This window comes from Ensifer sp. ENS09 (genome assembly GCF_014852425.1).
GTDB lineage: Bacteria > Pseudomonadota > Alphaproteobacteria > Rhizobiales > Rhizobiaceae > Ensifer.
Genome location: NZ_JACVBP010000009.1, coordinates 38,103 through 63,485, shown reverse-complemented (window position 1 = coordinate 63,485; position 25,383 = coordinate 38,103). Strand labels below are relative to the sequence as shown.

General features: G+C 61.9%; 17 protein-coding genes. 8 read left to right on the top strand and 9 right to left on the bottom strand.

The genetic code is table 11. From position 1 onward, the window contains the following. Positions 1-53: 53 nt before the first annotated feature. Entirely contained in the window at positions 54-1,427 is a 1,374-nt protein-coding gene (locus IB267_RS31770; RefSeq protein WP_192451377.1) for an O-antigen ligase, read from the top strand. Here the strand turns inward: IB267_RS31770 and IB267_RS31765 are convergent. From IB267_RS31765 to IB267_RS31750, 4 genes are all read right to left on the bottom strand, one after another. Further along, the gene (locus tag IB267_RS31765; RefSeq protein WP_192451376.1) at positions 1,393-1,983 is read right to left on the bottom strand and encodes a sugar transferase; all 591 of its coding nucleotides are present in this window, start codon (positions 1,981-1,983) and stop codon (positions 1,393-1,395) included. The genes IB267_RS31770 and IB267_RS31765 overlap by 35 nt on opposite strands. 78 nt (positions 1,984-2,061) lie before the next feature. Beyond that, positions 2,062-3,270 (bottom strand): DegT/DnrJ/EryC1/StrS aminotransferase family protein, encoded by a 1,209-nt coding sequence (locus IB267_RS31760; protein WP_192451375.1) that lies wholly within the window; start codon positions 3,268-3,270, stop codon positions 2,062-2,064. 36 nt (positions 3,271-3,306) lie between these two features. Next, a complete protein-coding gene (locus IB267_RS31755) occupies positions 3,307-3,981 on the bottom strand; it encodes a PIG-L deacetylase family protein (RefSeq protein WP_246810917.1) in 675 nt (224 codons plus the stop codon). 167 nt (positions 3,982-4,148) lie between these two features. After that, positions 4,149-5,468, bottom strand: a complete 1,320-nt coding sequence (locus tag IB267_RS31750) for a polysaccharide biosynthesis/export family protein (RefSeq protein ID WP_192451373.1) — start codon at positions 5,466-5,468, stop codon at positions 4,149-4,151. Between the two features lie 301 nt (positions 5,469-5,769). On the opposite strand from IB267_RS31750, the gene IB267_RS31745 reads away from it, so the two are divergent. Next, complete coding sequence (locus IB267_RS31745; RefSeq protein ID WP_371742679.1) at positions 5,770-7,119, top strand: lipopolysaccharide biosynthesis protein; 1,350 nt, start codon at positions 5,770-5,772, stop codon at positions 7,117-7,119. 349 nt (positions 7,120-7,468) lie between these two features. Here the strand turns inward: IB267_RS31745 and IB267_RS31740 are convergent, their stop codons facing one another. Beyond that, positions 7,469-9,601: an exopolysaccharide transport family protein gene (locus IB267_RS31740; protein ID WP_192451371.1), complete on the bottom strand. Its 2,133-nt coding sequence runs from the start codon at positions 9,599-9,601 to the stop codon at positions 7,469-7,471. 324 nt (positions 9,602-9,925) lie between these two features. Next, positions 9,926-11,386 (bottom strand): polysaccharide lyase family 1 protein, encoded by a 1,461-nt coding sequence (locus IB267_RS31735; protein ID WP_192451370.1) that lies wholly within the window; start codon positions 11,384-11,386, stop codon positions 9,926-9,928. Between the two features lie 271 nt (positions 11,387-11,657). On the opposite strand from IB267_RS31735, the gene IB267_RS34050 reads away from it, so the two are divergent. Together IB267_RS34050 and IB267_RS31725 are read left to right on the top strand one after the other, a co-directional pair. After that, positions 11,658-12,863, top strand: coding sequence for a glycosyltransferase family 4 protein (locus IB267_RS34050; RefSeq protein WP_192451369.1), 1,206 nt, complete (start codon positions 11,658-11,660; stop codon positions 12,861-12,863). A gap of 31 nt (positions 12,864-12,894) precedes the next feature. Beyond that, positions 12,895-13,740 carry a sulfotransferase gene (locus IB267_RS31725; protein ID WP_192451368.1) on the top strand — a complete coding sequence of 282 codons (846 nt, stop codon included), beginning with the start codon at positions 12,895-12,897 and terminating at the stop codon, positions 13,738-13,740. Positions 13,741-13,747: 7 nt separating this feature from the next. Here the strand turns inward: IB267_RS31725 and IB267_RS31720 are convergent, their stop codons facing one another. Beyond that, positions 13,748-14,932: a TCR/Tet family MFS transporter gene (locus IB267_RS31720; protein ID WP_192451457.1), complete on the bottom strand. Its 1,185-nt coding sequence runs from the start codon at positions 14,930-14,932 to the stop codon at positions 13,748-13,750. 488 nt (positions 14,933-15,420) lie between these two features. Between IB267_RS31720 and IB267_RS31715 the strand changes: the two genes are divergently transcribed. Then, positions 15,421-16,047 (top strand): ATP-binding cassette domain-containing protein, encoded by a 627-nt coding sequence (locus tag IB267_RS31715; protein WP_192451367.1) that lies wholly within the window; start codon positions 15,421-15,423, stop codon positions 16,045-16,047. A gap of 43 nt (positions 16,048-16,090) precedes the next feature. Here the strand turns inward: IB267_RS31715 and IB267_RS31710 are convergent, their stop codons facing one another. Both IB267_RS31710 and IB267_RS31705 read right to left on the bottom strand, forming a co-directional pair. Further along, on the bottom strand, positions 16,091-17,275 hold the full coding sequence (locus IB267_RS31710; RefSeq protein ID WP_192451366.1) for a GGDEF domain-containing protein: 1,185 nt from the start codon (positions 17,273-17,275) through the stop codon (positions 16,091-16,093). Positions 17,276-17,390: 115 nt separating this feature from the next. Beyond that, a complete protein-coding gene (locus IB267_RS31705; RefSeq protein ID WP_192451365.1) occupies positions 17,391-17,840 on the bottom strand; it encodes a helix-turn-helix domain-containing protein in 450 nt (149 codons plus the stop codon). Positions 17,841-17,935: 95 nt separating this feature from the next. Here IB267_RS31705 and IB267_RS31700 point away from each other — a divergent pair, with 95 nt between their 5' ends. The 3 genes from IB267_RS31700 (at position 17,936) to IB267_RS31690 (ending at position 25,310) form a co-directional block, all read left to right on the top strand. Then, positions 17,936-19,201, top strand: coding sequence for an MFS transporter (locus IB267_RS31700; RefSeq protein ID WP_192451364.1), 1,266 nt, complete (start codon positions 17,936-17,938; stop codon positions 19,199-19,201). 179 nt (positions 19,202-19,380) lie between these two features. Then, entirely contained in the window at positions 19,381-23,106 is a 3,726-nt protein-coding gene (locus tag IB267_RS31695; protein ID WP_192451363.1) for a response regulator, read from the top strand. Between the two features lie 158 nt (positions 23,107-23,264). Then, on the top strand, positions 23,265-25,310 hold the full coding sequence (locus IB267_RS31690; RefSeq protein ID WP_192451362.1) for a PAS domain S-box protein: 2,046 nt from the start codon (positions 23,265-23,267) through the stop codon (positions 25,308-25,310). Positions 25,311-25,383: the final 73 nt, after the last annotated feature.

The window sequence follows — 25,383 nt, the reverse complement described above, 5'->3', positions numbered from 1 at the left end:
GAAAACGAGGCTCAAGCGAGCAGCCTCGTATCGGTTGAAGGTGACGGCATGCCATGAACATGTTCAACCATACCCTTTCGGCCGGACTGGCTCCTCGTCGCGAAGCCGCGCGCCGCGATGCGCCAGGCATCGTGCTCACCAAAAAGATCGAGTTCCTGCTGCTGGTCGGCGCCGTCTTCTTCTGCTCGATGAACTACTTTCGCTACGGCGATACCAACTTCACCGTCGCCGATTTCCTCGCCTTGCTTTGCTTCTGCTTTGCGCTGCTCAACCGCAACATCGATTTTCAGCTGTTCGGGCGCGTCAGCAGCGGCTTGTGGTGGCTGGGGCTGACGATGCTGGTCTCCGGCCTGCTGGTCAGCAGCATCGCAGGCCCGGACCCGATGCGCGGCATCGTGGTCGTCACCCAGTATCTCTACGCCTATCTCTTCGTCGTGCTGTTGTTCAGCGGTCGTACGCTCGATCAGCTCGTCCTGCTCGCGAAGACCTATGTGTTCTCGATCCTCGTCCTGTGTTTCCAGGGCATCTATCTCATCCATATTGATGGCCGCACGAACACCAACTTCGTCAGCGGCAACGGCCGCTTCAGCGGTCTGATGGAGCGCGAAAACGAGTGCGCGGCGGTGATCGCGCTTGCCGTCCCGATCCTGCTTTTGCTGATCACGACGAAACGCATCAACCGGATCTATGCGGTTTTCGCCCTGCTGATCCTGATATACGGAATCCTGCTGACCGGCTCCAACACCGGCCTCATCGCCCTCGTCTTCGGCATGAGCGCATTTGCCGTCATTGGCGTCAACTGGAAGCGGCTGATGATCAACGTCGTTCTGCTCGCCGGCATGGTTCTCGCGGTTTTCACTTCCGCCCGCGACTATCTTCCGGCAGCCTTCCAGAAGCGCGTGCTCGGCGCCCTCGAAAGCGGCGATATCGGCCAGGCGGGCACGTTCGATCATCGCGTCGAGCTGATCTACGAGGCGATGAACATGACCGACAGCACCTTGCTGCTCGGCGTTGGCGCGGACCAGTACCGGATCGCGAGCGCCATTCACCAGCCGGTTCATAATCTCTATCTGCTTTTGTGGACGGAAGGCGGTCTGATCTCGGCGCTCGGTCTTCTGGTGATGCTGCTTTCGGCCTTCGGCCCGGCGCTGGCCGTGGCGCGGCTTCCAGGCGGGCGACCGTTTGCGGGCTGCATCCTCGCCAACGTCTCGATGATGCTGTTGGTCGCCAATGCCGTGCCGCACGCTTATAGCCGTTTCTGGCCATTCCCGCTCGTGCTGCCTGTCGCCCTTGCCTGCGCCTACATCGCGTTCTCACGCGCGGCAAAACCGGCGCCGGACACTTTTGCCCAGCCCGAACCGGTGCCACAACCCGAATTACGGCAAAGGGATCTTATCGCTCAGGCACGCTCTGGCGTGCCGCGCTGAGCCGGCGTTCGCTGATCCTATCCCCGAAGATCATCACCAGAACTGTTTCAGCGATGATCTTCAGATCGACCCAGGCTGATCGGTTGGTTATGTACCAGAGATCGAGATCGAGCTTGTCGTCGTTCGAAAGAATGGCATTGCCGCTGATCTGGGCCCAGCCGGTGAGCCCCGGCCGAACGCTGCAGCGACGAACCCCGCGCTCGCCGAGCGCCTCGATCGTCTCCGGGAGGATCGGCCGCGGGCCGATGAGGCTCATATCGCCTATCAGGATGTTCCAGAACTCGGGCAATTCGTCCAGGCGCGTCCGGCGAAGCAGAAGCCCGAACCGTCCCGTGCGCTCGGCGTCGCTGAGAAGGCGGCCGTCAGCGTCCCGCGTATCGGACATCGACCGAAACTTCATCATGCGAAACGGGCGCCGGTCGAGCCCCGCCCGGGTCTGGTAAAACAACACCGGCCGGCCGAGCCAGATGGCGACCGCAATCCCGACCACCAGAATGATCGGTAGGCTCAGAAGGCCCGCGATCAAGGCAAAGACGATGTCAAAGCACCGCTTCATCTCCAACTCCTATGCACCGGTCAGGGTATGGTCGGGCAGCCGCGTCGCGGCGACGCGGCCGTCTCCGAAAGGGCGGCTTTATGCTCGCGCTTCCATTTCAAGCACCGGCGCGTGCTGCCCGAAAGCGGGAAGTGACGCCTCGGTGACGACGGCATGCAAAAAGCGGGCGGCCTTGGTCATCGCCTCTTCGCTCTGCGCCGGATCGACGAGCAGCGCGATGCTGGTTTCACCCAGCCGGCGTGCGACCGGGAGCCGCTCGGCCGGCGAAAGCCCAAGATCGGTGAAACACTTCTCGAGGTAGACCTCGGAGCAGCTTCCGGTAAAGCACGGCACGCCCGCCGCGTTCATCGCCGCCACGATCCAGTCGCGGTCGTGTCCGGGCTTCAATGCCTCCGGCCGAACGAAGGCGTAGTAGCGGTAGTAAGCGTGGCGATATCCCTTCGGCAGCGTCGGCACGCGCAACGCCGCAAGCTCTTGGGCGACATCGTCGAGGATCGCAGCGTTGCGGGACCTCGTCGCGTGCCATGCCGGAAGGCGCTCCAGTTGCCGCGAGCCGAGAACCGCCGAAAGCGACGTCATCCGCCAGTTCGTGCCAATCGTTTCATGCAGCCAACGGAAACCCGGTGGGTGCTCTCGCAGGAATGCCGCATCATAGGATTTGCCGTGGTCCTTGCGGCTCCACGCCTTCTTCCACAGTGCCTCGTCGTCAAGAGCGATGAGCCCTCCCTCGCCGCCGGTGGTGATGATCTTGTCCTGGCAGAAGGAGAATGCCGCGATATCGCCGAAACTTCCGACCGGCTTGCCGTCGATCTCCGCGCCATGGGCCTGGGCGCAATCCTCGATGACCCACAGTCCCTTCTGTCTGGCGAGGGCCATGATTTCCGGCATATCGCAGGGAAATCCGGCCAGGTGGACCGCGATGATGCCCTTTGTCCGGCTGGTGATCTTCTGTGCGATCGTTGCGGCGCTGATGTTCTGGCTGTTTTCGTCGACATCGGCAAAGACGGGGACGCCGCCGCAAAACGAAACGCACGACGCCGAGGCGACGAAACTGCGCGGTGTCACGATCACCTCGTCGCCGGGTTCCAAACCGAGCGCGAAAAGCGCCAGCTCCAGCGCAAGCGTGCCGTTTGCAAGCGCGATGGCGTGTTTACGCGCGAGGGTGCGGGCGTAGGCTTCCTCGAAGGCTGCGACGTGCGGCCCGGTCCAGGCATTCACCTTGCCCGACCTCAAGACCGCCGCAACATCTGCAATCTGTTCCTCGTCATATACCGGCCACGTCGCCACAGCTTGCTCCCTCGCTCGAGTGAAAACTCCGGAAATTCAGATGACCTGCCGCACCATCACGAAGGCCTCGGCGGCCGATTTGAGTACGGTTGCGCCGCGCAATGTGGCGAGCGCCTTCAAGGTCTCGAGGCTGCGCTCGTGCGGCGCGGCCCGAACCTGGGACTTGAATGCCTTCATCGCCGCAAGCTTTCGGTCGATATGGTCGCTGATGTCGACAAACACGTTCGGCGCAAAGCCGGGCGTCACATAGGGCGCGTTCCAGTTGGTCTCCGACAGCGTCTCGTAGGCCAGGATCACCTTGGGATAACCGGGCTGATGCGGCCTTGCCGCCACCATTGACGACAGGAAGATCAATTGATGGTCGATATGCATGTCTCCGACGAAGGGGACGAGCAGCGTCTGCGGCGCGATGGAGCGCACCAGTTCGAACAGCGCGGCATTGAGTGCCGAGTGGGAGGTTTCGGAGAGGGCTGCGGCGGGAAAACCCAGCCAGCGCGTTTCCTTGACACCGAGAATCCGATGCGCCTCGTGCGCTTCAGCCTGAACGGCCTCCACCGAGGCCCGGTCATAGGCCGGTGGTTTTCCCTCTGTGACCACCGCCACGAAGACGTCGTTTCCTTGCGTCGCCAGCCGCGCCATCGTCCCGCCGGCGCCCAGAACCTCGTCGTCGGGATGTGGTGCGATGACCAGCGTGCGTCCGAGTGTTTCCATCAGGCTCATCTTGCCGCCCCCAACACGCCGATCGCCGCCGATCTCAGAACTGTTTCCCGACAAGGGCGGTTATCCCCGCGGTCCAAACCCGACGTCAGCCCACATGCGAACTCGCCCCTCACGCAACTCTCCTTCTATGCACGACCGAAGTCGCGAACATGCCGGCGCTACAGGCCGGCGATCGATACGAAAATGACATCGCCCGGCAGCACGGCGGTAAGGCTCGTCGCCTGGATACTCTGCCTGCCCTTGGTCTCGCCGCGACCGGTCTCCCGGTCGATCTTGTAGAGAAACGAGACGTCATCCTGCTTGCTCGAATCGACCTCCGCAGCAGCCATCAGGACCATCTGCTCCTTGGTCGTCTGACGCTGCGTTTCGAGCTTCTTGAGCGTGGCCTCGCGCTCCTGGAGCAGGGTCAGGATCTCCTTCTCGCGGTTTGCCTTCAAGGTTTCGAGCTGTAGCTTGAGATTGGCGAGCTCGCGGTTGGAGCGCCCGATCTCGGAGATAAGCTCCAGCAAGCGCGATTTTTCGCTTGAGGTCGCCATCTTCACCCGTGAAAGCTCGGATTCCGTATTCAGCTCCCGTTTCCTGAGCGCGAGCGTCCTCGCTTCAACCTGTTCGTTGAGCGCGACGACCTCCTCCTGCTGCTCCTTGAGCTTGTCGAGGATCGTCAGGCTCGCCTCCGTCTGCATGATGCTCTGGTTGAGGATCTCCATCTGGTTCTTTGTCGACAGCAGGTCCGTCTTCAGGATCTTCTCTTCGATCGCGACCACGGGACCGACGGAAGCTTCATCGACATACATCTTGACGCTTTCCGGAATATCCTTGAGGTCGACCTTCTCGGAACCGCGCAATTGTGCGTAAAGCCGGGCGGTGTAGACCGCCTCCCGCACGATCTCGACATCCGTTTCCTCGATCGTGCCGCGCAGCTTCGCCTGGGCGATGATGCGGTCAGCCGGATTGCTCATCGCCGTCTGCGGTCCACCGGCCAGGCCGACCGCCTGTTCGACCGTCAGCCCCGGATAATAAGCGAAGGAGCCGGGCGTCCGCACCTCGCCAAGGATCAGCACTGGGCGAACCGTTACGATGGAAAGCGACAGCTTCGGATCGGTCAGCAACTGGCGGGAGAGATACTCGTTGCGTAAGGCGTCGACCGCCTCGGGAATGGTTCGCCCCTCGATCTTGAACGCGCCGATCAACGGAAAGGCGGCCCCTCCATCGGTGCCGATCGTCAGGGACGTCGGCAGCTCAGCGTCATCCAAAATGTCGAAGGACAGCACGTCCCCGACCGAAACCCGGTAGGCGGCCGGCGCCGCTTGAATCGTGGGTACGGCGGTCGTTGTCGCAGCGCCCGATGCGGTGGCGCTGGGCGTACTGGCAGTCGATGCGCCGGCAGCGTGGAGGGGACCCGTCAGCGACAACGTCGCCGCCGCGACGAAAGCGATATGACTGACGATGCGAAAAATTGTTTGAGCCGGAAACTTCATGCTTCCCTCTAATGAATAGATCCGAACTTCACGATGGTTCAACCGCACCAAGAGAAGCGGAAATTAAACTCCAACAATGGATGAATTTATTTTACGAGACCTCTGTAATTTCTTTGGGTCACTATGATATGCTTCAAAAGTAGGTTCCACGGCACAATTTTTAATTGCATATGGATAAGTAATCAAATTTTCCCAGAAACAGGGAAACAAATTTTTCTCGCCCTGCGAGAACACTAAAACACATATTAGCATTCTTCCATGAAACAGACGTAATTGCAACCTCGAAGCAGGATGTAATTTTGTGATATTATTGGAATCACTACTAAAAAAGACAAGAAAGTATCGTTTAGCCTGGCAAGCCGAGGCAGACCTCCACGGACGGCTCAAGAACATAGCACACCTGCTGACCGGCAACTTCGCCAGTGCCTTCATCGGACTGGCCGGCTTTGCCCTGACGGCGCGTGCGCTCGGTCCTGCCGACTATGGCCTCCTGGCCCTATCCTTTGCCTATACGCGCGGTATCGAGCGCTTCGTCAGCTTCCGCTCCTGGCAACCGCTGATCAAGTACGGGGCGAAGGCCCTTCAGGTCGGCGAGACCGACGACCTGAAGGCATTGTTCAAATTCGGGCTGCTGATCGATCTCGCCACCGCGCTTGCGGGATGGGGGCTGGCGGTGCTGATCGTGTTGTTTGCCGGCCCGCTTTTCGGCATTTCCGAAGAGATGAGCCGCTTCGTACTGATCTACTGCGCGGTCCTGCCCTTCCAGGTGACCGGCATGCCGACGGCGGTGATGCGGCTCTATGGCCGCTTCAAGATTGTCGCCTATGGCCAGGTCGCCGCCAGCATCCTCAGGGCGCTCCTGTGCCTTGCCGGCGTCTATCTCGGCTGGGGGCTGTTCGAGTTCATGCTTTTGTGGATGGCGTCGCAGATCTGCAGCAGCCTGAACAGGACCGCCTGGGCTTTCCGCGAGTTGCGCAAGCAGGGGTTGACCGGCGTCATGTGGGTGCCGCTCGGCGATATCCGAACCCGCTTCCCCGGTTTCTGGAGCTTCTCGCTGTGGACCAACATGGCGCTGATCATCCAGGCCTGCGCCTTCGAATTCGATACACTTCTCGTCGGTTACCTCGCCGACCCCGGATCGGCTGGCCTCTACCATATCGCCAAGCGGGTGGCGAAGATCGCACAGCAAGCAGGAGAACAGGTCCAGGCCGTGCTCTATCCGGATCTTTCGCGCGTCTGGGCGACCGAGGGGATCGACGAGTTCAGAAAGACCGTCAGCCAGACCGGATGGCTGCTGTTCGCCTTCGGCGTCTGCGCCCTCATCGGCGCCCACCTGACCATCGAATGGGTGCTGCGCGTGACGGCCGGGCCGGGCTTCGAGGCGGCCGCCTCTCTCGTCATGGTGCAGTTCGTCGCCGTCATCATCTTTCTTTGCGGCAGGACGCTCTATTCGGCCCTGCTCGCCATGGGGCACGAAAAGATCCTGCTACAAAGCGCGCTTCTCGGAGGCGCCCTCTTCCTCTTCACGGCAGTCGTGCTCATCCCGCGCGTCGGCGCCGTGGGCGCGAACGTTGCGCATATCGTGATGTCTGGCGTCTGGTTCGTGCAGATGGCGATCGCCTATCGCCGCAAGCTCGACAGCAGACGCTGATGGCCGGCACGGCCTTTCGGTTGCCGATCCGGCCATCTATCGACGCGACTATATATCGCTCAGACTTCAGACGAATTTTGCCGAGCCGAGGGAATATGAGCCTTGCCAAGGCGGATGCCTCGGTCACCGGACGCAGGCGGTAGCGCTACCGCCACACCAGATCGAATGCTGCTGCAGCTATGAAGCCAGGCCGATCGCGTGCTCGAACGGCGCGCAATAGACTCGGCTGTCGAACATCAAGGCTTTCGCGATTTGACGATGGGATGATCAGCAGACCGGCTGAACCGGCTTTGGCGATCGGCGCGCGCCAGTTGCGAGCGCCCCTCATCGACCGGTTCGACCGCGGCGCCTACTCCGAACGGTCACAGTAGTTCATGACGCTGCCGAGAATAACCGCGTGGTTCAGCGACAGCCGTTGCTGAACATTGGCGAGCTGGCGATCCGTCGTGCCGCCCGAGCGGCAGACCAGAATGACGGAATCGACGTGCGATGCGAGCCAGATCACGCCTTCGTTTTCCTCGACGGCCGGTGCGTCGACGATGATGAGATCGTAGCTGTCGCGCAGTTCGGCGCAGAGCACATCGAGGTTCATCAGGCCCGGACGCACCGAAATGAACTCAAGGTGGGGATAGGCCGGCGACGTCGCGATCCGGCTCTTGATATCGACCTTGCCTTCGAGCGGCGCCGTGATCGCGGTATCCTTGGTGTTGGCGCCGGCAATGTTCGGCGCGCTCTGCGCCGACATGTCGAGGTCGATGACGATCGGGCGCAGCCCGTCGACCTTTGCCATTGTCGCCATGCCGAGCGCGACCGTGGTCTTGCCGTCGCCAAGTGCCGGCGAGCACAACATTACTACCTTGCCGCCCGCCTCATGGTCGATCGTGAGCCAGGCCATGCACAAAGTGCGCATGGCGGTCGCCGCCGGCGACTCCGGATTGTTCAGCATGTAGTGGTAAAAGGCCGACGAATTCCGCAGCCGTTTGCGCATGTCGGGGACACTGGCAAGGTTCGGACGGTTGAGCAGTTGCTCGGCGTCGCGCGGCAGGTAAAGCCTGCTTTCCAGCGAGTCCGAAATGATGACCCCGACGACTGCGAGCAGGACTGCCCCGATGCTGCCGGCGACGATCACCAGCGTATTGTTCGGGAATGTCGGCTTCGTCGGCACTTCCGCGTAGGACGCGATCCGGGCGGTCGGCTTGTACTCGCCTCTTTCGGGATTGAGCGCACCGAGCCTGAGCACGATCTGGTCGTAGACCGCCTGTTCCGACTGAAGGTCGCGGGCAAGTTCACGCCGACGGATTTCGGCAAGGTTGCGGCCCTGGACCTTGTCCTGTAGCGCGGTCAGTTCCGCCTGGAATTTTTCGGCGCGCACCGTTGCGACCTTGGCGTTGTTGGCCAGCTCCTGCACGAGGCGCTGGGCCTCGTTGCCGATCATAGAGCGTACGGACTCAAGCTCGTTCGCGGCGTCGAGGACGAGCGGATGGTTCTTGCCGAACTTGGCGCCGAGCTGCGCGCGCGTGCGCTCGAGCCGCGCCTCTTCACCACGCAACTGGTCAAGCTGCGTCGAGGTCAGCGCGCCGCCGGCCAGTTCCTTGCCGTCGGCAGACACCAGTTGCTTGGCCTCGTTGTACTTCGCAACCGCGCCCGCCTCTTCGACGCGCAAGGTGACATATTGCTCGTTGAGCTGCAGCATGCGGGCTCTCAGAACATCGTCCTGCGGATCGAAGGTCAGGTCGCTGTCGCGGGCAAAGGCGGCGATATCGCGCTCCATGCCCGCAATTCTCGTGGCGCTGTTGGCCATCTCGCCGCGCAGATACGCAACTGTGTTGTTCGTGGCCTCTTCGGTCTTTTTCGCCGTCCAGGAGAGATATTGCTCGGCGAGCGCGTCAGCGATTGTGGCCGCCTTCAAGGGGTTCGATTGCACCACGCGGATCGTCAGCGCGAGGCTTTCCCCGGTACGGGTGACGACATAGGAGTTCAGCAGGGTCGAAATGGCGCGGTTGCGCTGCACGTTTTCGGAGATCAGCCGCTCCTTCTGGGTGCTCTCTTTCGGCGCGCCGAAAATGAACTCGGAGATGTTGGCGAAGAACGACTGCAGGAACGTCTCGTGCTCGCTGCGGGTCTCCGGCAGGTAGGTGTTGAAATCGGGATCATTGACCAGGTTGAGCGCATCGACGACGACGCCGACGAAGACGCGCGAGCGGATCACGTCCAGCTCGGTTTCCATCACCGACCGGTCGCGTTCGAGCTTGCGCAACTCGACCTGCGCCTCATAGGGGCGAACGTCGTTGCGGTCAAAGACGATGGCCGAAGCTGCCGTATAGGAGCGCGGCAGCAGGGCGGCCGTCAGCAGCGTCGCAAGCAACGCAAATCCCAGCAGCGAGAAGAAGACCACGCGATACCGGCGGAAAAGCTCGAACAGATCGCGGATGCCATATCCGCGCGGCGCAACGCGCGCCTCCCGATACTGAACCGCAGGCATTTGGCCTCGCCCTGGAGGCGCTTCGACTTTGCGATCGATGGTCAGCATGAGAGCCCTAACATATAAATTTGATAGAAATACCTGATGTCAAAGAACTAAAGGCACGCTCGCACAGCCTCTGCGCGGCAAGAGGCAATGCCACGCAGGTAAAATACTGACATAGAAATAACATTCAAATTTAGAAAACCATATTATACCGCGTCCGGAAGAGCAATAGTTGCTTGCCGTCGAACCAAGAACGATTTGACCTCATGGTTGCGACGGACATTCTCGGGCACTCCGACAATTGCGGGCCGCTGCAGAAAAGAGACCGTAGGCCACCCGTTAGTTCGGGTAGCGACCGGCAATCCGCTCCTGCGACAGCCATTCCATGAACTGATCGAAGCGCGTGCCCCCACCGGTCGAGGCAGGCTCCCAGGCGTCGTTCACACCGACGACGCCGCCAAATTTTTCCTCCACGCTGTCGGCCATGCCATCACCGTCCTCGTCCGCATAGGCGTGCGCCTCCTCGATCGCCGGGATCTCGCCCGGCGCAACCACCATGCGCCCTGCTCCCCTCTCGCCTTTCGCGCCCATATCCTTGATCCAGGCGACGTCGAGATCGTCACGGGGAAACGCGCCGGACTGGCCGCGAACCTCTTCATATGCCTCACCGGCGGCAAGGAGCGTATCAACTGCCAAGGGGCAAGGCGGACGGTTCACCACGAATCGGTCCGTTCCCGGCGAAAGCAGCTGAAGCGACTTGGAGGGCGGCGCCCACAACTCGTTGCCGCTCTCGTAGATCTGCGGCTGGGCGGCGCTTTCGACATTCTGCCACTTGATGGCGTAGGTCTTCTCCACCGTGCTCGGACCTGCCTTGAAGTAGTTGCCGACATAGGAAATCGGCGTGCCGCCCGGATACTGCGAGAACACCTCGCCCCATTCGGACCGCGCATTGAAGAACACGTTATTGATGATCTCGATGCAGGATTTTCCGTAGTGGTTGTTGTCGGGGTTTCGGTCGTTGTTGGAAATGCAGGCGTTTCGCCAGAAGGTAATGTTCTGCGGAACTCTGGGGTCGGCGCCGAGCAGGGTGCATTTGCTGTGCTTGTTCAGCCCCTCGGCAAAGATCGAGTTCGCGATGGTGATATCCGTCGTATTGGAATAGGTGCTGACGTTTTCGTCGGTCGCCCAGGACATCGACGTATGGTCGAAATAGACGCGCTGGCTGTTTTCGATCACCGCCGCATGGACGTTCTTGACGGAGTTCGGCAGCCGCGGTCGAATGCGCAGATGCCGGACGATCACGTCGTGCGTCTGCTTGGCAACCAGCGGGGTGTGCCTCAACTCGTCATTCGTCTGGTCGATGGTCAGCAAAATGCCGCCGCCCGGCGCGGTCTGTCCGAGGATCGAGACCGAGTTGTTATCCTCGCCGATCACGAGCGAGGATTTGAGCCGGATGATCCCGGAAACGCGAAACACGCAATTTCGGGCCCCGGTCGCCTCGATGCATTCGCGCAGCGTGCCGGGACCGGAATCCTCAAGGCTCGTCACCTGGATGATGCGGCCGCCGCGGCCGCCCTGCGCCATCTTCCCGTGCCCTTCGGCACCGGGAAACGCAACCATCTGCGGCTCGGCGGCCGAAGCCTCGACACCGCAGAAGGCAGAAAGCAGGGCAAGCGTGCACGCACCATGCTGAAAAGCCTTTGCGCGCCGTGTCTGTTGCTGGATAGGCCGAGAACCGAAATGACCGGCCGGCCGCTGCGCACGTGGCGATGTGCGCGGCATGAAAATCTCAATCAGCATATAGTTTACTCCCAAAGCCTTTTGGCGAGGCCCCGCTCCAGAAGCTTGAAAACGCTTGTTCAGGGCAATTCATTCCGCCCTATATCGTCAATCAAAAGAATATTTTTCGCGCAATTCGGGGCGAAGCTTTCCACTTTTGTTATAGTTCGTCAATTCGATTTATTTGCATCACCCGAAATAGGTATATAACTCTCGCTCTTAGCCTCTCGAAGTAGCAATAAGACGGTGCTATAGTTTCGCCATATTTAGTTTACTTTCGGGACCTCGTTTCGTGTCTCAAAAAGCAATTACCGTCGGATTTCCATTTTCGGGTGATGATATCGGGGGGAGCCATATTTCCGCGCTCAACCTCATATCGTCGTTCGACAGGGAACGGATCAATCCCATCGTCTTCGTCCATCATCCGCGCAAGGCGCTCTCCAGATATCTGGACGAGAACAAGATCGACTACGTCACAATCGAGGATATCGACATCCTCTCGCCGCAACGGGATCGGCCTCTCACGCAGCAATCCTTCTCGGCACTGCGCTATCCGATCTCGATGGTGAAGATCATCAAGCTCCTCAGACGACACAACATCGACATCGTGCACACCAACGACGGCGCGATTCATACGACCTGGGCGCTTCCGACCTACTTGGCTGGCGCCAAACTCCTGTGGCACCACCGCGGCGACCCTCGCGCCCGGGCCGTCAACATGCTTGCGCCGCTTCTTGCCAAGCACGTGGTCACGGTCTCACGATTTGCGCAGCCGGCAAAACCGTTGCTCCCGCTCGAGGGGCGTATCTCGGTGCTGCACAGCCCCTTCCGGCATCCGGACCAGATTCCCGATCGGGAGGAAAGCAGGCTTGCATTGGTGCGCGAACTCGGCCTGCCGGAGGAGACGCGGTTCGTCGGCTACTTCGGACTTCTCAATGAGCGCAAGCGCCCTCTCCGTTTCGTCGAGGCGGTTCATGCCTTTCACCGCAGCAATCCGGATTTCCCGATTGCCGGCCTGCTTTTCGGCACGCCCGAACAGGCAGGGCCGCGGCTCGACCTTGAGACCGCGGAACGCGCGCGCGCGCTCGGGATCGCCGACAAGATCCACCTCATGGGATTTCGTCATCCGGTCGCACCCTATATGTGCGCCGTCGACATTCTCCTCGTGCCGGCCATGAGCGAGCCGTTCGGCAGAACACTCATCGAGGCCATGATGTACGGCACCCCGGTCGTCGCCACCAACCACGGCGGGAACCCGGAGGCGATCGAGAACGACGTCACCGGTTTTCTCGTCGAGCCGGAAACCCCAGAGGCATTCGTCGCCCCGATGGAGCGCCTGCTGAAAGACAGAGGCGAGTGGCAACGCATCAGCGAAACGGCGCGCACCTCGACGCTCGCCGCCTATGGCATCAAGCCCCATGTCGACGGCATCGTCAGCATTTATCAGCGAATTCTCGGAAAACGGCCCTCCGACATCTCGGCGCACGCCGCGCACTGAGCCCACCGACAGCGGAAAGAAAGAGAACGACATGCAGCTCTCGGATATCGATTTCCTGATCATCGGCGCCGCGAAGAGCGCGACCACCTGGCTACAGCAGTCGCTGCAGCAAAACCCTTCCGTCTACATGCCGGATCCCGAGCTGCACTTCTTCAGCCGAAACTTCGACAAGGGCGACGCTTGGTATCTGGAACAATTCGAGCCCAAGCCTGAGCAGACCATCGTCGGCGAGAAATCCAACTCCTATCTCGACGAGCCGGAAGCGGCGGCCCGCATCAAGAAGGCGCTGCCGCGGGCACGGCTGATCGCGCAGCTGCGCAATCCCGTCGACCGCGCCTATTCCGACTACTGCATGCTCTATCGCCGCGGGGAAGTCGGCACCGACATCACCCGGTATCTCGATCCACGCCAGGCAAAGGGCGGACGTTTCCTGGTCGGCGGTCTCTATTGCCGCCAGCTGGAAGCCTATCTCGATCTGTTTCCGGCTGAAAACCTGCAGGTTCTGCTCTATGAGCATATGCGCCAGAACCCGCAGGCGCATCTCGACGCGGTCAGAGACTTTCTGCAGCTGTCCGCGCCGCTGCATCCGGTCGTCAATAAGGTCAAGGACAAGACGGTGCCTGTCGTGCCGCCGAAGCTGCGCCGATTTCTTCAGCCGCTAAAGCCGATCGCGGCACCGTTCCGCAGCAATCCCATCGTGAAAGGCCTGCGCTCGATGGTCGCCCGCGAACTCGACTATGTGCCGTTGCCGACGGACCTGCGCAACCGGCTGGTCGAATTCTACGCGCCGGAAACCGAAAGGCTCGGCGCGCTTCTGAAGCAGGACCTTTCGGGCTGGCTGCAGGCGGCCGCCGGCAGCGCGCGACCAGCGGCCTGATGCCGGCCTAGCCCTCGGCGGGTCGCCCAAATCGTAGCGACAGAACGAGCGGTACGGCCACCAGATAGAGGGCGACGACCGACAGCCAGATGGCGCCTGGCCATTCCTGCCGGAAGACGAAATAGAAGCTTGAGAAAGCGAGCGGGCTGGCGATCGACGCCAGGCTCACCGCTGACGCCAGCACGCCCTGAAACTGGCCCTGCTGGGTCTCATCGACCTGGCGGGTCGCAAGGGACTGCAAAGCCGGCGCGCCGATGCCGCCGAGCACGAAGATCGGCATGACGGCGAAGATCATCCAGCTCTCCGTCGCGAATGCCATGACGATCAAGCCGACGCACGCGCCGGCAACACCTGTCAGGATCGTCGCGCGTTCGCCGAGCCGTTTCACCGCCGGGCCGGGGAGGAAAGCCTGGGCGAGGGCCTGGCAGACCCCGAAGGCGCCAAGCGAAAGGCCGATCCACAGCCCTTTCCAGTGAAAGGCATCGCTGCCCCACAGGGCCCAGCAGGTGCTGTAGGCCTCGCCCGTCGCGCTCAAGGCGATGAACAGAACGACGATCGGCATCAGGCCCTTGGTGGAGAAAGCCCAGCCGAGCGGACGGAGCGGATTGAGCGCGGCCAGATCGATCCTCTCCCGGCTGGGAATGCGCGATTCCGGCAGGACGAAGAGCGCCAGCAGCAGATTGCAGGCGTTGAGAACGGCGGCTGCAATGAAGGGCAGCCGCAAGCCATGGTCGCCGAGGATGCCGCCCAGCACCGGGCCGACGATAAAGCCGATTCCGAACATGGCATTGAACAGGCCGAAGCGGTGGGCGCGTTTGTCCTCCGGCGAGATGTCGGTGATATAGGCCGTCGCCACCGCCAGGTTGGCGCTCGTCAGGCCGGCGATCGCGCGACCTGCGAAAAGCATCCAGAGGTTGGAGGCGAAAGCCAGAAACAGGTAGTTGACGGCGGCGCCGCCAAGGGAAAGCAGCAAGACAGGCCGGCGGCCGATGCGGTCGCTGAGTGCACCGAGCACCGGTGCAAACACGAACTGCATCACTGCATAGAGGGCTGTCATGGTGCCGATGAGCGGCGCGACGTCGTCCGTCTGCGTGACCTCCTTCAGCAGCGACGGCAGAATGGGAAAGATCAGCCCGATTCCGACGGCATCGAGGACAATGGCAGCAAAAATAACGATAAGTGGTTTCTTCATGGTAGGGGGTGTGGTCATGGCACGCTCCGGTAGACGCGAGCGTGCGGCACCGCCAGGCGCCAATGGCTCGCGAGCAGGGGCTGACGAAATGTCAGATATCTGGTTCTGGGAGACGCTGGCCGATCCGCGCCGAAATAGGCGGGGATGGCATGTACTCGACCGCCTGGACGCCAATTCGTCCACCTGTTTACTCCGCCACTGAGCGGATCAAGGGAAGCGGCCGCTTTTCGCGACGGGCAATATTTACGTCAGATAGCCGCGCGCCGCAATCCCTATCGCCGCACACGCCCATAACATGAGTTTTAAAATCCACTATTGCGCTCCGGTCTGTGGCCGGCTATCCCATTCCCCGCGCCGGCACCGGTGCGGGGATGGCGGGGGCGACTTCAATCCGATGAAAAGCCGTGACGACAAGCTGGCTTTGATCTTCATGCGCGAGCGTGCGGGCCTTTCACGCTATCTGTCGTCGCGCGCCGGTTCGGCGGAGGATGGCGAAGTTCGATGGCGGGCTCCTCGACGTCTGGCCAACCCGCGGGTTTGCGCGCCGGCTCACCTATCTGCCGCAGCAGATCCCCGCCGCTCCGGCCATGACGGTTCGGGAACTGGCGGCCATGAGTCGCTACTCCTGGTACGGGGCGCTCGGCCGGTTCGGACCTGACGACCGCGAAAGCGTCGTGCGGGCGCTGGAGCGCACGGGCATGCTTCCGCTCGCCGACCGGCTGGTGGACACGCTTTCCGGCGGTGAACGCCAGTGCGCCTGGCTCGCGATGCTGCTGGCGCAGAACGCGGCATGCCTGCTGCTCGACGAGCCGACTGCCGCTCTCGACGTCGCCCACCAGATCGAGGTGCTTTCACTCGTTCGCACCCTGTCACGCGCCAGCGGGCTGACTGTCATTCTCGTGCTGCACGACATCAACATGGCGAGCCGCTTCTGCGACCAGATCGTCGCGCTCCATTCCGGCCGGCTCGTCGCCAGCGGCCAGCCGAACCAGATCATGGAAAAGACGACCCTCGAACGCATCTACGGGGTGCAGATGGACATCCTCCCCCAACCCTCGGCCGATCGCGTCATCGCCGTCCCCTGTTATGAAAGGGCACGCCGGACCTGTCGCTGATTTGGAGGCCGGGAGGCCGCACCTTTCCCGGCTCGACTGCCGCTTAGGCAACTTGCGCGTCTGGCTCGGCGTCCTTGGCCAGCACGACCGTATTCCTGCCCATGCGCTTGGCTTCGTAAAGCGCGTCGTCTGCCTTCTGCAGCAGCCGCTCGAGCGTGGTATCCGCGGCGATCGCCGTCGCTGCCCCGAGGCTCGCGGTCACGCAGCCATCGGTCAGTCCGCGATGCGGTAGGCGCAGCCCTTCGATCGCCATCCTGATCCGCTCTGCCATCGCCAAGGCCGGCAGGGGCTCCCGTCCGGGCGCCAGCACCAGTATCTCTTCCCCGCCGAAACGGAAGACGAAGGCAGCCTCGTCGGCCGTGGAGCGGATGCACTGCGAGACGGCACGGATGCAGGCATCGCCTTCGATATGGCCGTGAACGTCGTTGAACCGCTTGAAGTGGTCGATGTCGAGCAAGATCGCCGAAATCGCGGTGTCGCCCGGTGCTTCGTTCCAAAGCATGCCGCCGATCCGCGCCAGCGATCGGCGGTTCAACAGACCCGTCAGTTCATCCCGCTCAGCGTTGCGTTCGAGTTGCTGGCAAAGGAGGCTGCCTCTCAGCTGATTGAGAAAATTCTGCCGGTCCTTCTGCTCCAGGAAATAGGCGCTCACCGCCAGGAAGATCGACAGCGTCAGATAGAAGGTGATGATGCCGGAATAGGTTACGTCGTCGAAAGCGCCGGTCAGATGCGTCGTGGTGAAATGCGACGCGCACATCAGCGCAAGCCCCGAAACGACGGCCAAGAACCGCGGCCGGAGCGCGATGACGAAGAATAGGAAGGCGGCGGAATTGCCGTTCTGGTAGACGAAAAGGTAGGGACTGGTGCTCTGCGTGGCCACCGCCATCGGCAAGGTGACGCCGAGCACCGCGATCGCCACCGCCAGGACGTCGTAGAGACGGGCGTCCGGCCAGCGGCGCACCGCCAGGATGCAGGCAATGACGAAGGGCGTGAACACCAGGAAGCGAACGGTAAACAACCCGGCGAAGACATCCGGCAACATGGTGTGGTCGCCGAAATAGACGAGATCGTAGATGAAGATGCCGATCGCGCCCCAGATTGCGGCGAGCTGCACGCGCTCTGCCGCATAGTCCCTGCGGAAGAGTTCTTCAATCTCCGGCGAAAAATGCAGATAGCGAAAGCCCCGCGCGATCTGGCCTTCTACCTGGTCTAGCGTCACAACGCCCATCGCCCATTTCCCGAACTGCGGAAAGACTCGGTGCAGACTAGCAGAGAAAGCTGAATATTCGTCTAAAGTTAGAACGGTTCATTGCATCGAGCGCGCGAGCCGGCCTGAAGCGACGTCACGCCTCGAGAACCTTGATCAGCACTGTTCCTGCCGCATCGATCGGCTTGCCATCCTGTGTGCGGATATCGAGCTTAACCGGCAGGCCCGTTTCCTTCTCGACCAATTGGGAATGCTCCTCACCCGGCTGAAACAAATGCTTTTCCCCGAACTGCCGCAAGGCGACCATGACCGGAAAAAGGTCGCGGCCCATCGCCGTCAACTGGTACTCGACCCGGGCCTTCGCCTCGCCGGCCGGAACCGTTTCGAGAATGCCGCGCTCGACGAGCGTTTTCAGGCGGTCGGTCAGGATGTTCTTGGCAATGCCGAGGCTCTTTTGAAAGTCGCTGAAGCGGCGGACGTCATCGAAAGCATCGCGCACGATCAGCAGCGACCACCAGTCGCCGATCGCATCCAACGATCGCGCGCTCGGGCAATAGTCTTCCTTCAGCCGTCTGCGGGCCACCATGCATAATCTCCATCTGGAATTTTGGTTGCATTATGAAACCAAAATGATATCCATTCCTTGGTTTCATTATTAAACCAAAACAAGGAACACGTCCAATGGATGGTAAAATTGCTGCGGCGCCGGCCGGCGCTGCAAACGATGTCCCCTGCCCGGTCGGCAGTGCCCGCCCGGCATCGCGGCTGACGCGTCCGATGATGACACTCTTTGCCTTCGCCGCCGGCCTCGCCGTCGCCAACGCCTATTTCGCTCACCCCTTGATCGACGTCATGGCTGCCGATCTCGATCTGTCGGAAACCCGCGCCGGCCTGATCGTCGGCGCGACCCAACTTGGCTACGCGCTCGGGCTGATCCTGCTTGTTCCTCTCGGAGACCTTTTCGATCGCCGCAAGATCATCGTCTTTCAGTCGCTGCTTTCGGTCGTCGCCCTTGGCTTCGTCGCTCTTTCGGCGACCGTCGAAATGCTGATGGTTTCCATTGCCGCAGTTGGCATGCTCGCCGTGCTCACGCAGGCGCTGGTCGCCTATGCGGCCAGCCTCTCCCACCCTTCGCAACGGGGCCGGGTGGTCGGATTTGTCACCAGCGGCATCGTCATCGGCATTTTGTCGGCTCGCGCCGTCGCGGGATTGCTGACCGATCTGGCCGGCTGGCGGGCGGTTTATTTTGTATCGGCCGCGCTTACCCTCTTGATCGCGCTGCTGCTTTACAAGCTGCTGCCGCATCAACAACGGGAAACGAGCAAGCTTAGCTATCTCCGCCTTGTCTCCTCCACCTTCACGCTGATTGCCAAGGAGCCGGTTCTGCGCGTCCGCGGTATCATCGCGATGTTGATCTTCGCCAACGTGACGACGCTGCTCACCCCGCTTGTCCTGCCGCTGAGCGTGCCGCCCTTTTCGCTGTCGCATACTGAGGTCGGCCTCTTTGGGCTGGCAGGGGTTGCCGGAGCGCTCGCCGCCTCGCGAGCCGGACACTGGGCCGATCTCGGATTTGGACAGGGGACGACGGGGATATCGCTCGCGCTAATGCTCGCCGCGTGGCTGCCGATTTCGCTTCTGGACCATTCGCTTCTGTGGCTCGTTGCCGGCGTCCTCATCCTCGACTTCGGGCTTCAGGCCGTGCACGTGACGAACCAGGCTCTGATCTATCGCGTGCGACCGGAAGCCCAGAACCGGCTGACCGCCGCCTATATGCTGTTCTATTCGCTCGGCAGCGGGCTCGGATCGTCCCTCTCAACCGTCGCCTACGCCCATGGCGGATGGCAGGGCGTCTGTCTGATGGGTGCAGCGCTCAGCCTCGTTACGTTGCTCTTCTGGCTGGCGACGAAACCTGCAAATCCGCAAGATGGCACGGTGCTGAACGGCTAGTTTTCCACCACCCGCATCGCGCACGGCCGCTCTCGGCAAGGGCGGTCATGCTTTTGCTCCATCTCCATCCCCCTCCTCCCCCAAAAAGCGTCCCGACATCGTACGGCTCACAGCTAGGGAACCGTTACCGAAACCGAGCGTTTACGTTGCTTGAGCGTCATCTATCGGGGATCAACGCCATGTCAGACGGCGAAAACACGTCTGTCAACGAGGTAGCAACCAAGAAAAAGGCGTGGCCGGCAGCTCACGACGAGATGCAGTCGCTGATCGACGACTTTGACTGGTCGCCGACCCCGCTCGGACCGATGGAGAATTGGTCGCCGACGCTGAAGATCATGGTCCCCTTCCTCCTGCGCAACCGGTTTCCGCTGCTTTTGTGGTGGGGGCCGCAATATGTCTCGATCTACAACGAGGCCTATCGCCCCGTGCTCGGCGCAAAACACCCCTGGGCACTCGGCAAACCGGTCAGCGAATGCTGGAGCGAGATCTGGCATGTTCTGAAGCCGCTGATCGACACGCCCTTCAATGGCGGTCCAGCCACCTGGAACGATGACATCGAGCTCGAAATCAACAGGCACGGCTTCCTGGAAGAAACCCATTTCACCATCGCCTACAGCCCCGTGCCGGACGAAACCGCAGCAAATGGGATTGGCGGGGTGCTCGCCACCGTGACCGAAATTTCCGAAAAGGTAATCGGAGAACGTCGTATCGTGGTCCTTCGGGATCTCGCTTCCCGCTCTGGCGATGCGCGAACGCCCGACGAGGCCTGCGCGATCGCAACGGAAACATTCAAGAAGCACGAACGAGACGTGCCCTTCGCGCTTCTCTACCTCGTGGAGCCCGGCCGCAAACGAGCCCGGCTTTCTGGCTTGGCTGGCCTTAAACCGAACCAAGCGCTATGCCCGGCAAAGGTAGAGTTGGCGCAACAGGACAGTTCCGCAGGCTGGCATTTCGGTGCCGAGCTGAACCCCATCCTTGTCGATGATCTCGGACGCCGTTTCCCGCCTTCCGCGAGCAAGAACCATCCCAACCTGCCGCACACGGCAGTCGTGCTTCCGCTGCCTGCAGCCAATGCCCGCGATGCAGCCGGTTTTCTCGTGGTCGGCATCAATCCTCGCCTGAAGCTCGACGAGCACTACCACGACTTCTTGCATCTCATGCGGGCGCAGATGGCCAGCGCCATCACCAATGCGCAGTCCTATGAGGACGAGCGTAAGCGTTCCGAGGCACTAGCGGAAATAGACAAGGCGAAAACCGTTTTCTTTTCCAATGTCAGCCATGAGTTCCGCACGCCGATCACGCTGATGCTCGGCCACATTGAGGACCTGCTGGCCCGCAGCGGCGAGCGCCCCGACGATCGCGACCGTCTGCTCATTGCCCATCGCAACTCGCTGCGCCTGCTCAAGCTGGTCAACACGCTGCTTGAATTCTCGCGCATCGAAGCCGGGCGGCTGCAGGCGCGCTTCGAGCCGACGAACCTTGCGACGGCAACGGCGGAGCTTGCCAGCGCTTTTCGATCGGCGATGGAAATGGCCGGGCTGAACCTGACCGTCGACACGCCGCCGTTGCCGGAACCGGCCTATGTCGATCGGCAGATGTGGGAAAAGATTGTTCTCAATCTGCTCTCGAACGCCTTCAAATTCACTCTCAAGGGCGACGTCGCCGTCAAACTCGCGGCCGGGGACGACAATTTCGTGCTGACGGTCCGTGATACCGGCATCGGCATTCCGGCCAACGAGATGCCCCGGCTGTTCGAGCGCTTCCATCGTGTCGAAGGCGCAAGGGGTCGCAGCCAGGAGGGCTCAGGCATCGGGCTCGCCCTCGTCCAGGAATTGGTGAAGCTACACGGCGGAACGGTCTCGGCCGAAAGTCACCTCGATGAAGGCACGACCATACGCGTGACGATCCCCAAAGGCAGCCGCGCCCCCGCAATACACCGAAATGGCGAGGGCAATGGCCATGGCAACGGCGAAGATCGCTCGTCGACCACGATCGGCGCCGTGCCATTCGTGGAGGAGGCGCTGCAATGGCTGCCGGATCATCCGTCCTCGGATGCGGGCCTCCCCGAGGTCGAACCGGCGCCACATCCGGCGCAAACACGAAACGGCGGCCGCCGAACCCTGCTGGTCGTCGATGACAATGCCGACATGCGCGACTACCTGCGCCGGCTTCTCGGCGCGCAATACGACCTCAAGATCGTTGGCAACGGCGAAGACGCACTCGCCGCCGTCGCGTCGCAAAAACCGAACCTGATCGTCACGGACATCATGATGCCAGGCTTCGACGGGATCGAACTGCTCAGGCGCCTACGCGCGGATACGCGCACAAACACCGTGCCTGTCATTCTTCTTTCCGCGCGCGCCGGCGAGGAAAGCCGGATCGAGGGCATGCAGGCGGGTGCTGACGATTACTTGATCAAGCCCTTCAGCGCGCGCGAACTCTTGGCCCGGATCGAGGCGCACCTGAAGATCTCTCAATATCGCACCGAGGTCGCCGAAACCCTGCGCGCGAGCGAAGAGCGTTTCCGCGCTCTGGTCACCGCGAGTTCGGATGTCGTCTACCGCATGGGTCCTGACTGGCGCGAGATGCGGTTTCTGCAGGGCAAGGACTTCGTCGCCGACACCGACGAGCCGAGCGACAGCTGGCTCGAAACCTACATACCGGCCGAAGACCAGACGCTGATGCTCGCTCGCATCAGCGATGCCATCGATAGCAAGGCCGTCTTCGAAATGGAGCACCGGGTCATCCGCCGCGACGGCAGTATTGGCTGGACTCATTCGCGTGCGATACCCATGCTCGATGGCAAAGGGGACATCGCCGAATGGTTCGGCGCGGCGCGTGACATCACCGACCGCAAGCGGGCGGAAGAAACCCAGCAACGCCTGCTCAGCGAGCTCAGCCACCGGGTCAAGAACATGCTCGCTTCGGTTCAGGCGATCGCCCAGCATACGTTGCGTTCAGCCAAGGACCCCGCGGATTTTGCAGCCAGCTTCAGTGGACGCCTGCAGTCGATGTCACGCATGCACTCGCTGCTGACCCGTACGGCCTGGGAAGGCGCTGATCTCGACGACATCATTCGTGATCAGCTCTTGTGGGGAACCGCCGACGAGCGCCGCGTCAAGATCTCAGGGCCGCCCGTGCGGTTCGATGCGCAGACGGCAACGCATATGGCGATGGTCCTCCATGAACTCGGGACCAACGCGGCAAAACACGGCGCGCTTTCCTTGAACAAGGGAACGGTCTCGATCGATTGGAGCGTGACCGGCGGTGCGCTGTGTCTCAACTGGACCGAACGGGGCGGACCGCCGCTCAAAGCCCCGCTTGGTCGAGGCTTCGGCACGCGGCTGATCGAAAAGGTTGCGACGGGCGGCGGCGGAAGTGCCCGCCTTACGACCGAGGCCGATGGCATGCGATGGCAGGTGCGGCTCCCGCTCGAGGCCGATGTTCCACTGAGCGCCAAGCCCGACGCGGAGGAACCTTTGCCGGCAGGACCGGCCGCCGGTGCCGAGGCTGCGCCGACGAAGCTCAAGGGAAAGCGCATATTGGTGGTTGAGGATGAGGCGCTGATCGCCTTCGAAATCGCCGCTATCCTGGAGGAAGAGGATGCTGAGGTCGCCGGGCCTGCGGCGACACCCGGTGATGCGTTGCGGCTGATCGACGAGATGGCGCTGGATGCCGCGCTGCTCGATGCCAATCTGCGCGGCCAGCCGGTTGATGCGATCGCCGCAGCCTTGACCGACAAGAAGGTCCCCTTCGTCTTCGTATCCGGCTACGGTCGCGAGGCTCTGCCGCCCGGCTTTGCCGACACCGCTCTGCTGGCAAAGCCGTTCAACCCTCGACAACTGCTCGAGGCCGCGGCCCTGCTCGTCGCCGAGCCCAAGTCCATCTTGCGTTTCCGGCACTGAGGGAGGACGCTTGATAGAGCCTTCTTCCCCTCGGACACCGTTGCATTTCGGCGCGCTTGCGGTAGTTTTTCAGAACGCCCCGCCAAGCAGCGGCGGCCTTTCGCAACGTGTAGCCATCACCGATGCGGTTCCACTTCGAGTTCGTGGGAGCGGTCAATATGCTGGTCGACAATAGTGGCGCAAACGCCACCGAACAGCCCTATCGCGAGAGCGAGGCGCGGTTTCGCGAGATTTTCGAGAACGCCGGAGTCGCAGTCTGGGAGCAGGACTTTTCCGGGGTCTGCGATCTCTTGGATCGGCTTCGCTCGGACGGTGTCGAGGATCTGCGCGCCCATCTGAAGGCGCACCCCGAGCGGCTGACCGAAGCGATCGCGCAGGTGCGTATCGTCGACGTCAATCCTTTCACTGTGGAACTGTTCGAGGCCACCGAGAAGGACGAGCTGCTGCGGTCGCTCTCCAACGTCTTTCTGCCGGAGACGGCGCCGATCTTTCTCGAAGAACTGGTGACGCTGTGGCAGGGTCAGAGGCGCTTCGGCAGCGAGGCCGTCGTGCAGACGTTGCGCGGCCGGCGGCTGCATGTGGTCTTCACCGTCACGTTCGAAGGCGCGCGCTGCGAGCGCACCTATGTCAGCATCCTCGACATCTCCCAGCGCAAGGCCGCCGAGCGCCGGCTGCAGGCGGTCGACCGAATAGCCAAGGCAATCGCCGGCAATCTCGATCTCGATCACATCGTGCAGACCGTGACCGATGCCGCCACGGAGCTGACCGGCGCAAAGTTCGGCGCCTTCTTCTACAATCTCACCGACCCGGACGGCGAGCGCTACACGCTCTACACCCTCTCGGGCGCACCGCGCGCGGCGTTCGAGAATTTCCAGTTGCCGCGCAACACCGCCGTGTTCGATCCGACCTTTCGCGGTCTCGGCCTCGTACGCTCCGACGACATCCGAACCGACCCGCACTACGGAAAGTCCGCACCGCATTTCGGCATGCCGAAGGGGCACCTGCCGGTGGTAAGCTACCTCGCGGTTCCCGTGGTCTCACGGTCAGGTGATGTTCACGGCGGGCTCTTCTTTGGCCATGACCTGCCGGGCGTCTTTACCGCCGAGACCGAGGCGACGGTTACCTCGATCGCGGCGCATGCGGCGATCGCCATCGACAACGCCCATCTGCTCAAGGCAGCCGAAAGTGAGCTTGCGATCCGCCGCCAGGCGGAACGCGCGGCCCAGCAACTGGCGGCGATCGTCGAATCCTCGGAAGATGCGATCCTGTCGATGGATCTGGACGGCATTATCACCAGTTGGAACGTCGGCGCGGAGCGCCTCTACGGCTATACGGTCGAGGAAGCCGTCGGCAACCCGGTCACGCTGCTGATCCCGGAGGATCGCCTCGGCGAAGAATTGGAGATTCTGGCAAAGGTTCGCGCCGGTCAGCGCGTCGACCACTTCGAGACCGTCAGACAGCGCAAGGATGGCGGGCTCATCCCGATCTCGCTGCGGATTTCACCGATCCGCGACAGTACCGGCGTGGTCGTCGGCGCTTCCAAGATCGCCCGTGACATCAGCGAGCGCCGACAGGCCGAGCAGCAGAAGGATCTGCTGATCCAGGAGATGGCGCACCGGGTAAAAAACCTGTTCATGGTCTCGAGCAGCGTCGTGTCGCTGAGCGCCAAGGCCGCCGCATCCGCCGAAGAGCTGGCATCAGCCGTCGTCGCGCGGTTGGGGTCGCTGGCGCGCGCGCACGTGCTCACTCTGCCGACGCCGGACCGTGACGGTGCAGGCGAAGGCCGAGCCAATCTGCAGGCGCTGCTTTCGACATTGCTCTCACCCTATGACGGCGATACGCCCCAAGGCCTTCGCCGGGTCACGACGCGAGGCTGCGATCTTGGCATCCCGCGCGCCGCGATCACCGGCTTTTCCCTGGTCGTCCACGAGTTCGCCACCAACGCCGCCAAGTACGGCGCCCTCTCGACCGCCACCGGTTCCCTCGACATCGAATGCATCGATCGCGGGGAAACCCTGGAACTCAAATGGACCGAACAGGGCGGGCCTCCGGTAACCCAGACCGAGACCGTGGGCTTCGGCACCAAGCTCGCCAAGCTGACGATCGAAAGGCAGTTCGGCGGCGAAATTCTCCGCCAATGGCACTCGCAAGGCCTGATCATACGCCTGATCGTCCCCAAGGATCGACTGCAGCCGCCGGAGTGAGGGCCGCTTTGCAGGCCGCCGCCGCGATCGATGGCTCCTCTTGGCTTGCGACCATTATGTCCCACTGGAGCGT